The sequence below is a fragment of the Pseudomonas sp. R151218B TE3479 genome (genome assembly GCF_053629195.1).
On sequence record NZ_JBRJHV010000001.1, the window covers coordinates 4,525,849 to 4,540,680 of the forward strand.

Here is a 14,832-nt window from a genome sequence, read left to right on the forward strand (position 1 = left end):
CAGCAGGTGGTGCCGGCGTTTCGCTGGGTCGTTCGTCATCGCGAGCCTGCTGGGGATAGGCATCCACCCGAAACAACAGTGTCAAATCTGACAATTATCCCCACTACCCCGCCGCCGCCGCGCAACCCCCTATTAACGGCTCGCAAAGCCGCATAACGTACCGCGCAAACGGATCAACTCTGATTAAGGATGATGCGCGTGGGGGTTTATCGGTTGCTGCTGGCCATGTTGGTGGCAGTTTCTCATATGGGCGTGACGTTCATGGGTTTGAACCCCGGCGTCGTGGCCGTGGTGTCCTTTCTGATCATCAGCGGCTTCGTGATGACCTCGCTGATCGAGAGGACGTACAACACGCCAGGCCAGATCGGCCTGTTCTACATCGATCGATTGTTGAGGCTGTACCCACAGTTCCTGGTGTACTTCGTTATTTCCTGCGCGGTGATCCATTTCCTATTGCCGGGAACGCCCCAGGCAGCCGCCCTGACCCTGGAAAACATCGCCACCAGCCTGCCGATCCTGCCATTGGGTTTCTACATGTTCGGCATCACCGTGCCCGAGATCCTCCCACCCGGTTGGTCCTTGGGACTGGAAATGTGCTTTTACCTGCTGATCCCGTTCCTGATCCTCTATAAAACACGGGGTGTTGCCTTTGCCGTATCCGTGACGGTGTTCATGGTCGCTTCGCTGGGCTACCTCGACACGGACATCTACGGCTACCGCTTGCTGCCGGGGGTGCTGTTCATTTTCCTTTGCGGCAGCTACCTGTATCGGGCGCAGGCCAAAGGGCTGTGGATCGTGTCCATCACCCTGCTCGTTGCCGCCTTGATGTTCCTGGCCATTGTCGTGGGGATCATTCCCCGTCGGCCGTTCAACGCCGAGGTGACCCTGGGCATCGCCCTGGGCCTGCCTGCGGTGTTTCTGCTCGGCAGAATGAAGCATCACCGGCTTGATGAATTCCTGGGCAACATCAGCTATGGCGTGTTCCTCAACCATTTTGTGGTGATGTATGTGTTGCGGGCGTTCTGGCCGGTGGCGTACAGCACCCTGATCATCACGGCAGTGCTGGTGCTGTCGTTCACGTTGAGTGGCGTTTCGTACTATGGGGTCGAGCGACCGGCGCTGAAGCTTCGTCATGCCCTCAGGGCGGGCATTAAGTACGGTGCCACGGCTCCCATTGGCAGCACGGCGGCTTAGCCTATGGCTGGAATACAAAATGCCCGGGACGCAGGTCCCGGGCATTTTGTGTTTCAGCGCAGCAGAATCAGAACGTCACGCTGGCGCTCAGCTTGGCGGTACGCGGCTCGCCGACATTGACCTGCAACTGGCTGCCGGTGGAGGACGGGTAGTACTGCTTGTCGAACAGATTGTCCACGTTCAACTGCAACGAGGTCTTGTGCCCCATCACCGGCGCGTCCCAACGCAGGAAGGCGTCGGCGACGGTGTAGCTGCTGAGCCAGAAATCGTTGGCGTTGTTGGCGGCGCGTTCGCCGACGTAACGAGCGCCGGCACCGGCGTGCCAGGCGCCGAATTCGGCGGGTACGTTCAGGTGGTGGGACAGGTAGAGGCTGGCGGTGTGTTTAGGCGCGTCGGAGAGACGGTGACCTTCGTCATCCGGATCGTCGAGAATCTCCGTGTGGGTGTAGGCGTAGGTGCCGATCAGGTCCCAGCGGTCGGCCAGGCGGCCAGTGATGTCAAGCTCCAGGCCCTGGGAACCCACCTTGCCAGCGGCTTCTGCAATGTTCTTTCCGCCGACTACAGTGGTCGTTACCACGTTCTTTTTGACGATATCGAACAAGGCGAGATTGATATTCAGCCCAGGGATCGGGTCGTATTTGGCACCCACTTCATAGCTACGCCCTTCTTCCGGTTTGAAGGTGCTGAGGTTGTCGTCGACGGTATCGTTAGGCTTGAATGAACGGCTGTAATTACCATAAAGAGACAGGGTCTCGGCAGCTTTATAGACCAATCCCAGGAATGGAACGAAGGCGTCGCCATTATCGTCGCGAACCCCCTCTCGCTGGATCATGCCTTGTTCGGCGAATTGGTCGTAATGCTGGTAGCGACCACCGAAGACCAGTATCCAGCGATCATCCAGATGCCAGTTGTCCTTGAGATAAATGGAGCTGGAGGTCAGTTGGTTACTCAGGTTGCTCTGTTTTGCATTCAGCTTGCTGGGTTCTGCCAACCCACCATAAACCGGCGCAGTGATGTCGAACCCTCCTTGCGCATCCCCACGGTAGGTCTTGCCACGAAACTGATCTGACACTTGATTATCGATACCAACCAACAGGTCATGGCGCTGGCCGAACAACTCCTGCTTGCCGATGAAATCCCAACTGGCATAACGAGTTTCGTCGTCGTAATGAGCGCCATTGGCGGCTCGCTGAAAAACACCGGTTTTCGACAGGCTCGGCTGCGCAATCGAAAGACTGTACCGATCATTGTTCCAACCATAGGTAACCCGCGTTTTCCACGCGTCGCTCAACTCATACTCAAACCGCGCCGTCGCCGTTTCGCGAATACCGACACTCTTGGCCCAAGGCTCATCGAGGCGCTTGTCATAATCGATACCGGCCGGATGCCCGTTGGTGAACACCGTGCCCCGGTCAAACGGATTGGAATATTCGTTGTACTCATAACTCAGGTTCAACGAGGCCCGCTCACCCGTCCAAGCCAGGGACGGCGCCACCAGGGTGCTCTCATTGACGCCATAGTTGCGCCAGTAGTCCTCGTGACCGCGCTCGGCAATCAGGCGATAGGCCAGGCCGGTATCGCCCAGCGGCCCGGTGGTGTCCAGGGCCATGGTGCCGCCACCTTCGCTGTAGGCCGAGCCGCTCAGCGTGGTGCTTGGGGTGTATTCCGGTTTCTTGCTGATGACGTTGATCAGGCCGCCGGGCTCCAGCGCGCCGTACAGCATCGAGGCCGGGCCCTTGAGCACTTCGACGCGGTCGGTGGTGGCGCTGAAGTTGTGGCCCAGGTTCGAACGCACGCCGTCGCGCAGGATCGAGCCGTCGTCGTTGGTGCCGAACCCGCGCTTGACCAACGAGTCCCTCGAGCCGCCCAGGGTGTTGCCCTGGCTGACGCCGCTGACGAACTTCATCGCGTCGTTCAGCGAGCGTACCTGGTAGTCCGCCAGGGTCTGTTGGGTCACCACGTTGATCGACTGCGCCTCTTCCTTGATCGGTACATCGCTCTTGCTCGCCGTGCTGGCTTGCGACGTCGTATAGCCCTCATCCTGAGTGACACGACTGCCCTGGATATCCGTGGCCGGCAGTTCGACAGCGTCCTGTGCCCACAAAGGGCTTGCAATGAAGCAGCAGGACAGGGTTGGCAACACACACTTAATGAAGACGTTGCGATTTGCGAGGGGGGTGGAACGATTCAAGACGCGCACTCATGGAAGGGTCGTTAATGAGAGCGAATATACTTTGAGAATAATTCCCAGTAAATCTTTTGTATCAAATGATGATCACCCCAAACGTCTGTCGGAACGAGCCCGCTCCCACAGACTGATATCAAATTGCCCCATCGCCCTAAAGCTTTGGCGCTCGCGGTCGAATGTATTCCATTAAGAGATTTTTTTGCCCAGGAGCAGCGGCATGCAGACGTTGAAGGACTTGTACGAGTCTATCGAAATGCAGTTTTTCGATACCCTCACCAAAAAGCTCTCGAGTCTTTTCCTGTTGGTGCTGGTCAGTGGCTTGTTGTACTGGGTGGCGGTCAGCGCCCGTGCCGAGATCCTGCTGCTGTTGCGCAACGCACAGTTGGACGGTGCCTTGTTGGGGCAGATCGAAGGCCGGCTCGACAGCCTTACCCATGCCCTGCTCTTCGGTGCGGTCCTGACGCTGGGCATGATCAGCTTCATGGTCTGGTATTTCCGCCACCTCATCGTGCGCCCCGTCACCGCCATGACCAAGGCCCTGGAAGAGATCGCCAACGGCGAAGGCGACCTGTCCAAGGACCTGCCGCTGGTGACCCACGACGAGATCCGCGTGTTGGCTGGCACCTGCAACCGATTCCTGGCCAAGCAGCGGGAGATCATCAGCAATGTCCAAGCGCTGACTGTGCACATCGCCGTCGAGTCGGCCCGCTCGCTGAAGAACATCAGCGACTCCAGCGACAGTGCCACCCACCAGGCCCGCTTCGCCAAGGAAGTGATGGACCAGAGCAACACCGCCGTGGGCCGCATCGAAGAAGTCTCGCGCCAGACCCAGGGCATCTCCAGCACCACCGCCCAGAACCTGAGCATGGCCCGCGACTCCTACGCCGAGCTACTGGAAGTAACCGGCAACATCAGTGAAATTTCCAGCAACCTCGGTGAATTTGCGACCCTGGTGAGCGCCTTGAACCAGCGTTCCTCAAGCATCAAGTCGATTGTCGGGTTGATCCAGCAGATCTCTGCCCAAACCAACCTGCTGGCCCTCAATGCCGCCATCGAAGCCGCCCGGGCCGGCGAAAGTGGCCGTGGCTTCGCGGTGGTGGCCGATGAAGTGCGCACCTTGGCACAGAATGTCAGCCGGGCCACCGACGATATCTCACGCAACATCGACGCCATGCTCGAGGAAGTCAGCTCCACCCACGAACAGACCACGCAGATCAGCCACAGCGCCCGGGAAACCCAGAAAGTGGTGGAGCGCGCCTCTGGCCATTTCGAAAGCATGATCGTCGACTTCGAATCCACCAACGGCAAGCTGGCGGACATCGCGACCCACATCCAACAGTTCGCCGACAGCAACACCGGAATCAACGACCGGGTGACCCAGATTCACGCCGACAGCCAGTTGATCGACCAACGCATGCAGCATTCGGCAACGGCCACTCGCGACCTGTCTGGCGTGGCCGAAAAGGTCCAGGCGCTGCTGGGCCGGTTCGTGCTCGGCCACGGCAAGCTGGATGCCGCCATCACCCGTGCCAGCGAGTGCCGCGACACGCTTCAGGTCCGCCTGGAGGCGCTGCAACGCGAAGGTCTGAACCTGTTCGATCAGAATTACCAACTGATACCCGGTACCGATCCCAAGCAGTACATGGCCAGCTACACCGAACGCTTTGCCCAGGTCTGCCAGGAAGAATGCGACAAACTCACCCGCAGCACGCCGGGGGGCAAGGTTTCGTTCATTGTCGACAGCAAGGGCTACTGCCCGGTGAACAACAGTTGGGTCTCCAAGCCGCCAACCGGCGACCGGGCGGTGGATTTGCCGGTGTGTCGCAACAAGCGAATCTTCAACGACCCGATCGGCCTGCGCGCGGCGGGCAACGTCCAGCGCTTCCTGCTGCAGACCTACCTGCGCGATACCGGGGAAATCATGACCGAGATCGACGTACCGTTCTTCTTCAGCGGCCGCCATTGGGGCAACTTGCGGGTGGGCTTCGATGCGGCGGTGTTGTTGGCGGAGTGAGGGTGCACTCAAAAAGGGATCTGTGGTGTATGCACCTCTTGAAACTCCCCCAAAACAACTGTGGGAGATCTTCGGATCTGCCAGGCTCCTCCGCATGCCCGGTCTGCGAACCCACACGCAGCTACCCACCCCGTCCTGCTGATCGACCCCCAAGCCCCACTGCCCGAACGCCACGCCTGTGTCAGCGAACGCCTGCACGCCACACTCGATTACCTGACGCTGGTGGCCTGCACCAGCCTGCGAGATTCGGAAACGAGCGACATCAACACCATCACCAATGTCGCCCGGATCCTGGTGCAAGATATGGCAGACGTACTCGGCGTCGGTCTGATGGATTTCCAGGCGGTCTTTCTTGTGCCAGGCCACGTTCTCGGTGCGCCGGGTCTGGGCGCCGACGTTGTACTGGCTTAGGATACGCCCGGTGGTCAGCGGCAGCGGATAGCGGCCGTTGACCTTCTCTTCAGTGCGCACTAGCCAGTGAGCATGAAACGTCCTTTTCCGCACACGCACTGCTCGATGTGCATGGTCGGCGTGCCGTCCGGTGCGGCATCGTTGCACGGCCATTGCAGGCTGCCAGGGCGATGGTGGCCTCCCAGTCGGTCTTGCTGGCCAGGAGTTGAGCAAACCCGGCTAGGCACCCTCCCATCGTTATCGCCGATCTTATGACCGACCGTACTTCCAAGAGCCCTTGCCAGTGTCCGACACATCCACGCCCCTTGCTTATACCGAACGCTTCAACGCGGTGCTCGCTTACATCGATGACAATCTCGAAGGTGACCTGTCGGTCAAGAGGCTGAGCCGTGTGGCGAACTTTTCGGCCTTTCACTTCCACCGTCAATTCACCGCTTTCGTCGGCGTGCCGGTCTCACGTTATGTGCAACTGATGCGGCTACGACGGGCAGCCCATCGCCTGGCCGCCCTCGCGGATCATTCGATACTGGACGCCGCATTCGGTGCAGGGTTTGAAAGTCCCGAGGCATTTTGCAGGGCGTTCAGGCGGGCGTTCGGCATGACGCCGAGTGCATTCAGGAAGGAGCCGAACTGGCAAGTCTGGAATGCGGTGTTCACCATCCCTCACTTTTCCAGGAACATCATCATGCAAGTACGAATCGTGGAATTCCCCGAAGTCAGAGTCGCTGCGCTAGAGCATTGCGGGCCCGGCGGGCAGGTAAATGAAAGCGTGCGCAAGTTCATCGAGTGGCGCATACAGAGCGGACAGTCGCCAGTACTTTCGAGTCGCACCTTTGGCATTCCCTATAACAACCCCGATACGACACCTCCCCCAGACTTTCGCTTCGCCATCTGCGGCGAGATTCACGAAGCCGTGGAGCCAAATGAATCCAGCGTGCAAGAGCGCGTCATTCCCGGCGGTCGTTGCGCTGTGGTACGGCACACAGGGTCACCGGACCATATCGGTGAAACGATCTATCCGATTTACCGCGACTGGCTGCCTACCAGTGGGGAGGAGCTGCGAGACCATCCATTGTTCTTCCACTACCTGAGCGTTTATCCCGAGACACCGCAGGATCAATGGCAAACGGATGTCTATATTCCGCTGCAATGATGGAACAGGCAGCTTTCAACTCATCTGTGGTGTATGCACATCTTGAGACCCAACCCAAAACAACTGTGGGAGCGAGCTTGCTCGCGATGGCGTTGGATCAGTCGACATCATCGTTAACTGACACTCCGCCATCGCGAGCAAGCTCGCTCCCACAAGGGTTACATCATCCACTGGCAATCAGCGGTTCAACAGCACTTGGGCCCACCCTTGCCACCGTAACGGGCCTCCTGGCGTTCACGAAAGAACGCCTCGTAGTCCATCATCGGTTTGTCCGGGTGCTTGGTTTGCATATGCTCGACGTAGTTGTCGTAGTCGGGCATGCCGACCATCAGGCGGGCGGCCTGACCGAGGTATTTACCCAGGCGACTCAAGTCATTGAACATCGTTGCAATCCTCTATCAAGCGTCCGGCAGGGCCTGGAATGGGGCTTCTTTGTCCGTGCGTTCCTTGGTGCCCCAGGCAGCGATGCCGACCTTGAGCGCATAGAACAGGATGCTGAAGACCACGAACAGGAACAACACCGTCAGCGTTGCGTTGGTGTAGGCGTTGAACACCACGTGCTGCATCTGCTCGATGCTCTTGGCCGGGGCCAGGATCTGGCCGGCGGCCAGGGCATCGTTGTATTTGCGCGCCAGGGCCAGGAAGCCGATCGCCGGGTTGGCGTCGAACAGCTTGATCAGGCCCGCAGTGGTGGTGCAGATCAACAGCCAGGAAGCCGGCAGCAGCGTGACCCAGACGTAGCGCTGGCGCTTCATCTTGATCAGCACCACGGTGGCGAGCATCAGGGCGATACCGGCCAGCATCTGGTTGGAAATGCCGAACAGTGGCCACAGGGTGTTGATGCCGCCCAGCGGATCGATCACGCCCTGGTACAGCAGGTAGCCCCACAGCGCCACGCAACCGGCGGTGGCGATCAGGTTGGCCGGCCAGGATTCGGTGCGCTTGAGCGAAGGCACGAACGAGCCCAGCAAGTCCTGCAGCATGAACCGCCCGGCACGGGTGCCGGCGTCCACGGCCGTGAGGATGAACAACGCTTCGAACAGGATCGCGAAGTGGTACCAGAACGCCATGGTGTTCTCACCCGGCAGCACCGAGTGCAGGATCTGCGCGATCCCCACCGCCAGGGTCGGCGCACCGCCGGCACGGGCCAGGATGGTGGTCTCGCCGATGTCCTTGGCCACCGCCTGCAGCGCCTCGGGCGTGATGGCAAAGCCCCAACTGCTGACAGTCTGGGCCACGGCCACCACGTCACCGCCGACGATCGCCGCCGGGCTGTTCATGGCGAAGTACACGCCCGGCTCGATCACCGAAGCGGCGACCATGGCCATGATCGCCACGAAGGACTCCATCAGCATGCCGCCGTAGCCGATGTAGCGGGCGTTGGTTTCGTTATCCAAAAGCTTGGGCGTGGTGCCCGAGGAGATCAGCGCATGGAAACCCGAGACCGCGCCGCAGGCGATGGTGATGAACAGGAACGGGAACAGCCCGCCCTTCCACACCGGCCCGGTGCCGTCGGTGAACTGGGTCAGCGCCGGCATTTTCAGCTCGGGCATGGTGACCAGGATGCCGATAGCCAGGGCGACGATGGTGCCGATCTTGAGGAAGGTCGACAGGTAGTCCCGCGGTGCCAGGATCAGCCACACCGGCAGTACTGCCGCGACGAAACCGTAGCCGATCAGCATCCAGGTGATCTGGATCCCGGTGAAGGTGAAAGCCTTGGCCCAGACCGGGTCGGCCGCGATTTGCCCGCCCAGCCAGATCGAACCCAGCAGCAACAGCACGCCGATGATCGAGATTTCACCGATGCGGCCCGGGCGGATGTAGCGCATGTAAATGCCCATGAACATCGCGATCGGGATGGTTGCCATTACCGTGAAGATGCCCCACGGGCTCTCGGCCAGGGCCTTGACCACGATCAGCGCCAGCACCGCGAGGATGATGATCATGATCAGGAAGCAGCCGAACAGCGCGATGGTGCCGGGGATGCGGCCCATTTCCTCGCGCACCATGTCGCCCAGGGAGCGACCGTTGCGACGGGTGGACAGGAACAGGACCATGAAGTCCTGCACCGCACCGGCCAGCACCACGCCGGCGATCAGCCAGAGCGTGCCGGGCAGGTAGCCCATCTGCGCCGCCAGCACCGGCCCGACCAGCGGCCCTGCGCCGGCAATGGCCGCGAAGTGGTGGCCGAAGAGAATGTGTTTGTTGGTCGGGACGTAGTCCAGGCCATCGTTGTTGAGCACGGCGGGAGTGGCCCGGCGCGCATCGAGTTGCATCACGTTGTTGGCGATGAAGAGGCTGTAGTAGCGGTAAGCGACCAGGTAAATGGCCACGGCGGCGACGACGATCCAGAGGGCGTTGATAGGTTCGCCGCGGCGCAAGGCCACGACACTCAACGCACAAGCTCCCAGAACAGCCACGGCAAACCAGGCGAGGTGTTTAACCAGACGGGTTGTCATTGCGTGTCTCCTGCCGATATCCAGTGGATTGCGGCGATTGTTTTTATAGTGTGCCCCGGCTATTCGGAGCCGGCCCAATATCCCTGCAAGTCGTCAATAAATAAATGCGCAGTACTACGTACGGGCCATCTACGTAGTTCTACGTAGACACCCATGCCCTGTGGGAGCGAGCTTGCTCGCGATGGCATTGTGTCAGGCGACATCCAGGCAGGCTGATCCGACATCATCGCGAGCAAGCTCGCTGCCACAGGTTTTATGCCTCCCCCATGGGTTTGGCATATGATGCCGCCATTCGCCTCCCCGCCGAGCCCGGACAGGAGTACAGATGCTGCTCAAACACAAAATCGTCGCCCTCGGGATTTTGCCGCTGGCCCTGGCCATCGCCGTCATCTGCGCCCTGGTGATCTCGCTCAACCGCCAGTTGGGCGATCAACAGGCGCAACTGATCGAAGACAGCATCCTGGCGAGCAAGCGCGCCGAGTTGAAGAACTATGTCGAGATGGCGCAGAGCCTGATCGCACCGCTGTACAACGACGGCCAGGGCGACGAGCGCGCGCAACAGCAGGTCCTGGAAGAACTGCGCAAGCTCAGCTTCGGTATCAACGGTTACTTCTTCGTCTACGACCGTCAGGGCCGCAGCCTCATGCATGCACGCCAGTCGGAGTTGGTGGGGCAATACCTCTGGGATATGAAGGACCCCCACGGCCTGCCGGTCATCCAGGCGCTGATCAAAAGCGCCGAGTCAGGCGAAGGGTTCCAGCGCTATGCCTGGAACAAGCCCTCCTCCGGTCAGGTGACCGACAAGTTGGCCTATGTCGTGATGCTGGACAAATGGGGCTGGATGCTCGGCACCGGGATTTACCTGGAAGATGTAGAGCGCGCCACCCAGCAAGCCCGTGACGAAGTCGCCCACGGCATCCACACCACCATGCAAGCCATCGCCGCAATCGCGTTGGTGGCGGTTCTGCTGGTGTTTGCCGGCGGCATGACCCTCAATGTCAGCGAACATCGCCTGGCCGACAAAAAACTGCAACGCTTGAACCAGCGCATCGTCAGCTTGCAGGAAGAAGAACGCTCGCGGGTTTCGCGCGAGCTGCATGACGGTATCAGCCAACTGCTGGTGTCGATAAAATTCCAGTTCGAACTGGCCAGCCACGTGTTGGAAAATGGCCAGGAAAATGGCCTGGGCATCCTGAAGAACGCCACCGACCGACTCGGCGAAGCCATCGGCGAGATCCGTAATATCTCCCACGACTTGCGCTCGTCCCTGCTCGACACTTTGGGCCTGCCCGCCGCCATCGGCCAGCTCGCCAGCGAATTCCAGCAGCGCAGCGGGCTGGAAGTATCCTATCGAAGCAACGAGTTCGATTGCCGCCTCGAAAATGGCGCCCCTGTCTCGCTGTTTCGCATTGCCCAGGAAGCCCTGACCAATATCGAGCGCCATGCCGGGGCGAAAAGCGTCGGCATTACCCTGTTCGGCTCCAGCCAGTCCTTGCGGCTGACAGTGGTCGACGACGGGATGGGGTTCAACGTCCCGCAAGTGGAACGCGGCCATGCCGGCATCGGCCTGCGTAATATCCGCGAGCGGGTCGAGCATTTCGGCGGACGCCTGGAAGTGACGTCCGTGCCGGGCCGCAGCGAACTGGACATCCTGCTGCCCATGAACCTCTCGGTCACGGAAAACTGATGTGCGCCCACTCCAACAAGAGCACTCGTCGATGAACCTGCCTCCCGTGATTCGCGTCGCCCTGGTCGATGACCATTCCCTGGTCCGCGACGGCATCAGGGCTCTGCTGTCGGTGATGCCGCAACTGGATGTGGTGGGCGAAGCCGAGAACGGTGCGCAAGCGATCGAAATGGTCGGTCGCTGCCAACCGGACCTGCTGCTGATGGACATCGGCCTCAAGGATAAGAACGGACTCGAACTGACCCGGCTGCTGGGCAAGCAATACCCCAGCCTCAAGATCCTGATCCTCAGCATGTACGACAATTATGAGTACGTGAGCGAGTCCGTGCGTTCCGGCGCCAGCGGCTACGTGCTCAAGAACGCGCCATCGCGGGAAATCATCGCGGCCATCGAAGCCATCATCAGCGGCGGCACCTTCTACAGTGCCGAGATCGCCCAGCGGCTCGCCACCGACCCGCACACCGACAATGAGCTGACGCCGCGGGAAAGCCAGGTGCTGTACAAAATGGTCCAGGGCCTGAACAACAAGGAAATGGCCCGTGAACTGGACATCAGCGTACGCACCGTCGAAACCCATCGCCTGAGCATCCGCCGCAAGCTGAACATCGACAAGCCCGCGGCCCTGGTGAAATACGCGATCGACCACGGGATCATTTCCCGCTAGGCCCCACACCGCTCCCTCGCCACAGGTCATTCATTTCAATCGGCGTGGTAATAACCCGGCAACGCAAGATCATCCAACAAACCTGGGCCGCTTGGCGTCCAGCCCAGCAAGGCACGGGTGTATTCGCTGGACACCGCCATGCTCGCCCCCGCCATGTGGGCGAACCAGCCGAAATGCTCGCGGTCTCGGGATTCGACCGGCAACCCCAAGCCACGACCGATCGCCTGGGCAATATCCTTGAACGGCACGGCCTCGTCGGCGACGGCGTGGTAGACGGATTGCGTCACCCCCTGCTCCAGGGCAAGCCGATAAACCCGCGCGGCATCCTGTCGATGCACACCCGACCAGCAATGGCTGCCATCACCGGGGTAAGCCGATACGCCGCTTTCCCGGGCAAGGCGAATCAGGATCGGCACGAACCCATGGTCGCCGAGGCCATGGACCGAGGGCGCCAGCCGCACCGTCGCCACACGCACCCCTCGCTCGGCCAGGTCCCGGGCGGCGGCTTCGGACTTGCGGGGCGAGGCCGGGCTCACCACTTCCAGTTCACTCGCGCCCCGCGTCAATCCAAACAGGCCCGACGTCACCAGCAACGGCCGGTCGGAGCCCCGCAAGGCATCGCCCAACGTTTCGATGGCGCGGCGGTCCTGCTGGGCATTTTCGGCAAACCGGGAGAAGTCATGATTGAACGCCGTATGAATCACCGCGTCCGCCGCCGAGGCTGCGTTGTGCAAGATTTCGAGATCATCCAAAGTGCCTGGAATCACCTTCGCGCCTGTCGCAGCCAGTGCGGCGCCTTTTTCTTCGCATCGGGCCAAGCCGGTGACCCGATGCCCGGCGGCGATCAGATCCTGTATCACGGACGCCCCAACCCAGCCCGTGGCACCGGTAACGAATACGTGCATATGCAACGCTCCTGTTCTAAAAAACCGAGACCGAAAATCTTATAACCCATCGAAAACTCAGGATTTGTATTGAACTTGTGCTTCCTGTCCTCCCAGCAGCATCAGGGCCACCCCGAAGGACAGCCCAACGGCAATGGCGCCGCCCAGGTAAACCGCACCGATACCCCAGCCACTCGCCAACAAACCGGCCAGCGGACTGGTGATGCCCAGGGAAATATCGAGAAACGCGACGTAGGCCCCCATGGCGAGACCGCGTGCCTGCGGTGGCGCACGCCGTACCGCTTCCACGCCGAAGCCGGGAAACGCCAGGGAATAACCGAAGCCGGTGAAAGCCGCGCCCAAATAAGCCATGGTCGCGGTGTCGGCGCTCCAGATCAGCAGCAACCCAACGGTTTCGATCAATACGCAAACCAGCGCGACGCGGGCGCCGCCAATCTTGTCCGGAAGGTGCCCGAAAAGCAGGCGCGCAGCGATGAAAGCCACACCGAATGCCGTGAACGCCAAGGAAGCGTTGCCCCAATCCCTGGCCGCGAACAACAGGGCAATGAACGCCGTGAGGACACCAAAGCCGACGCTGCAAAACGCCAATCCCATGCCGGGAACCCATACAGCACCGAGCATCGTGTAGAACGGTGTACGCCGGGTCGCCGTAGGAGCGACAGCGCGCACGCCTGCGACAATCGCCAAGGCCAGCAACGGAATGAACATCGAGGTCATGGCGATACCGATAAACCCCCAGGCGCTGTTGAGCGTCACACCGAGCGGAGCGCCCAATGCGTAGGCGCCGTACATGGCGATGCCATTCCAGGCCATGACCTTGCCGGCATGCTGCGCCCCCACCAGGCCGATACCCCACCCCAGCGCACCGGTGACAATGAGGCTTTCGCCAATTGCCAGCAGCACCCGACCGCCCGACAAGAGCCAGACCGACGTGACCGGCGCGGCAACGAACGCCAGGGAAAGCAGATAGACCAGCCCTGAAACCGCGGCTGTCACCAGCCCGGCCATGACCGCGCGTTTACCACCGCGCATGTCGGCAAAATTGCCGGCCCAGGCCCGTGACAACAGCGCCGCGGCGAACTGCGCGCCGACCACCAGGCCGATGACCAGCGTGCCCATGCCCAGCGTGTCATGCAGATGGAGGGGCAAGACAGGCAGTTGCATGCCAATCGTGAGGAAACCGATAAATACGGTCAGCGTGAGCGGCAACAGCTTGAGCGCCGGATTGGCCTCGACGGCTGCCTGAGGCGCCGAAGAAGCACCGAGATGAATATTGTCTTGTGTCATAACCCTACCTACGGAAAGGATGCGATGTGACGTTGAACGCTGCCTGTGGAGCCGACTAGAATGCGATCAATTCGTCGCATTCAAGATACGAACAATCCGTCGCGTTTCCTATTCGCATTCCCTGCCGAGGTTCATGCCCACATGTCCGAACGCTCAAGCCCGCAGATTTCCTCGCGCAAACAGCCGAAACAGGCACGCTCCACCGAGCTCGTCGCTGCAGTTCTGGAAGCGGCTGTTCAGGTTTTGGCGACCCAGGGCGCGGCTCGTTTCACGGTGGCCCGTGTTGCCGAGCGAGCAGGCGTCAGCGTCGGCTCGGTGTATCAATACTTTCCGAACAAAGCGGCGATCCTGTTCCGTCTGCAAAGTGACGAATGGCGGCAAACCAGCGACATGCTGCGCGAGATTCTTGAAGACAACCTCAAGCCACCCTTCGAGCGCCTGCGTACCTTGGTGCAGGCGTTCATCCAGTCCGAATGCGACGAGGCTCAGATACGCGTCGCCCTCAACGACGCCGCCCCTCTCTACCGTGACGCCCCTGAGCACCAGGCGGCGCGGATGTCGGTGCAACAGTCGGTGGACGCTTTCATGCTGCAAGCATTGCCAGACGCCCCGGCACAGGCCCGCGCCCTTGCAGGAGACCTGGTCATCAGCACGCTCAGTGCCGTGGGTAAGCGCTTTTCATCAGCGCCCCGCTCTCCCGAGGACGTAGCCATTTACAGCGACGCCATGGCCGATATGTTCTGCGCCTACCTTGGAAGCTTGCAGCGACGTCCCTTTGAGACCGCTGTCTGCTGATTGTTCGTCAGCCATACTCCAGTGACAGCCTGGCAACACTTTTACTACACTCCCTGACCTTGTTTCCCTCCGCTA

Annotated in this window: 12 protein-coding genes and 1 pseudogene; 7 read left to right on the forward strand and 6 right to left on the reverse strand. The window is 60.6% G+C overall.

The genetic code is table 11. The features are described 5' to 3' along the window. The first annotated feature begins 198 nt into the window (after positions 1–198). On the forward strand, positions 199–1,194 hold the full coding sequence (locus tag AB7M32_RS19380) for an acyltransferase family protein (RefSeq protein WP_454250995.1): 996 nt from the start codon (positions 199–201) through the stop codon (positions 1,192–1,194). A 67-nt stretch (positions 1,195–1,261) separates the two neighbouring features. On the opposite strand, the gene AB7M32_RS19385 is transcribed toward AB7M32_RS19380, so the two are convergent. Continuing rightward, positions 1,262–3,346 (reverse strand): TonB-dependent siderophore receptor, encoded by a 2,085-nt coding sequence (locus AB7M32_RS19385; protein WP_454252173.1) that lies wholly within the window; start codon positions 3,344–3,346, stop codon positions 1,262–1,264. Between the two features lie 253 nt (positions 3,347–3,599). Here AB7M32_RS19385 and AB7M32_RS19390 point away from each other — a divergent pair, with 253 nt between their 5' ends. Both AB7M32_RS19390 and AB7M32_RS19395 read left to right on the forward strand, forming a co-directional pair. After that, the gene (locus AB7M32_RS19390) at positions 3,600–5,396 is read left to right on the forward strand and encodes a methyl-accepting chemotaxis protein (protein ID WP_454250996.1); all 1,797 of its coding nucleotides are present in this window, start codon (positions 3,600–3,602) and stop codon (positions 5,394–5,396) included. A 75-nt stretch (positions 5,397–5,471) separates the two neighbouring features. Next, positions 5,472–5,807 carry a fructose-bisphosphate aldolase gene (locus AB7M32_RS19395; RefSeq protein ID WP_454252174.1) on the forward strand — a complete coding sequence of 112 codons (336 nt, stop codon included), beginning with the start codon at positions 5,472–5,474 and terminating at the stop codon, positions 5,805–5,807. On the opposite strand, the pseudogene AB7M32_RS19400 reads toward AB7M32_RS19395, so the two are convergent. Beyond that, positions 5,712–5,977 (reverse strand): annotated as a pseudogene (locus AB7M32_RS19400) (hypothetical protein); the annotation flags it as partial. The gene AB7M32_RS19395 and the pseudogene AB7M32_RS19400 overlap by 96 nt on opposite strands. Before the next feature lie 113 nt (positions 5,978–6,090). Between AB7M32_RS19400 and AB7M32_RS19405 the strand changes: the two are divergent. Then, positions 6,091–6,960 (forward strand): AraC family transcriptional regulator, encoded by an 870-nt coding sequence (locus tag AB7M32_RS19405; RefSeq protein WP_454250997.1) that lies wholly within the window; start codon positions 6,091–6,093, stop codon positions 6,958–6,960. Between the two features lie 185 nt (positions 6,961–7,145). On the opposite strand, the gene AB7M32_RS19410 is transcribed toward AB7M32_RS19405, so the two are convergent. Continuing rightward, a complete protein-coding gene (locus AB7M32_RS19410; protein ID WP_003182142.1) occupies positions 7,146–7,343 on the reverse strand; it encodes a YbdD/YjiX family protein in 198 nt (65 codons plus the stop codon). A 15-nt stretch (positions 7,344–7,358) separates the two neighbouring features. After that, positions 7,359–9,419, reverse strand: coding sequence for a carbon starvation CstA family protein (locus tag AB7M32_RS19415; protein ID WP_454250998.1), 2,061 nt, complete (start codon positions 9,417–9,419; stop codon positions 7,359–7,361). 325 nt (positions 9,420–9,744) lie between these two features. Between AB7M32_RS19415 and AB7M32_RS19420 the strand changes: the two genes are divergently transcribed. Together AB7M32_RS19420 and AB7M32_RS19425 are read left to right on the forward strand one after the other, a co-directional pair. After that, entirely contained in the window at positions 9,745–11,106 is a 1,362-nt protein-coding gene (locus tag AB7M32_RS19420) for a cache domain-containing protein (RefSeq protein ID WP_454250999.1), read from the forward strand. A 31-nt stretch (positions 11,107–11,137) separates the two neighbouring features. Then, positions 11,138–11,770, forward strand: coding sequence for a response regulator (locus tag AB7M32_RS19425; RefSeq protein WP_024619432.1), 633 nt, complete (start codon positions 11,138–11,140; stop codon positions 11,768–11,770). 35 nt (positions 11,771–11,805) lie between these two features. Here the strand turns inward: AB7M32_RS19425 and AB7M32_RS19430 are convergent, their stop codons facing one another. Then, positions 11,806–12,675, reverse strand: coding sequence for an SDR family oxidoreductase (locus tag AB7M32_RS19430; RefSeq protein WP_454251000.1), 870 nt, complete (start codon positions 12,673–12,675; stop codon positions 11,806–11,808). Positions 12,676–12,732: 57 nt separating this feature from the next. Beyond that, positions 12,733–13,962 carry an arabinose transporter gene (locus AB7M32_RS19435; protein ID WP_454251001.1) on the reverse strand — a complete coding sequence of 410 codons (1,230 nt, stop codon included), beginning with the start codon at positions 13,960–13,962 and terminating at the stop codon, positions 12,733–12,735. Between the two features lie 141 nt (positions 13,963–14,103). Between AB7M32_RS19435 and AB7M32_RS19440 the strand changes: the two genes are divergently transcribed. Beyond that, positions 14,104–14,757 (forward strand): TetR family transcriptional regulator, encoded by a 654-nt coding sequence (locus tag AB7M32_RS19440; RefSeq protein ID WP_454251002.1) that lies wholly within the window; start codon positions 14,104–14,106, stop codon positions 14,755–14,757. Positions 14,758–14,832: the final 75 nt, after the last annotated feature.